The sequence below is a fragment of the Bacillus cereus group sp. N12 genome, assembly GCF_016483575.1.
Lineage (GTDB): Bacteria > Bacillota > Bacilli > Bacillales > Bacillaceae_G > Bacillus_A > Bacillus_A toyonensis.
The window spans coordinates 1-203 of sequence record NZ_JAEHBO010000320.1 but is presented as its reverse complement, the minus strand read 5'-3'; the positions used below and the strand labels follow the sequence as shown (position 1 = coordinate 203).

Sequence of the window (203 nt, the reverse complement as noted above, 5' to 3'; positions counted from 1 at the left end):
CTAAAAGATTTCGCCATTTTGTCAGATGGAACAACCTATAAAAATCCGAAGTTTTTTCGATTGTTAGAAGAGAAGTTGGCAAAAGCACAGCGTGTTCTTTCTAGAAGAATGAAAGGATCTTCTCGCTGGAATAAACAACGAGTAAAGGTAGCTAGAATTCATGAATACATGGCAAATGCTAGAAAAGATTACTTGGACAAAAT

1 protein-coding gene is annotated in these 203 nt (G+C 35.5%); it reads left to right on the top strand.

All coding sequences use genetic code 11. The features are described 5' to 3' along the window. Nucleotides 1–203 (top strand): transposase (locus tag JDS92_RS30655; protein WP_199633081.1); only part of this gene is annotated, 203 nt, incomplete at both ends.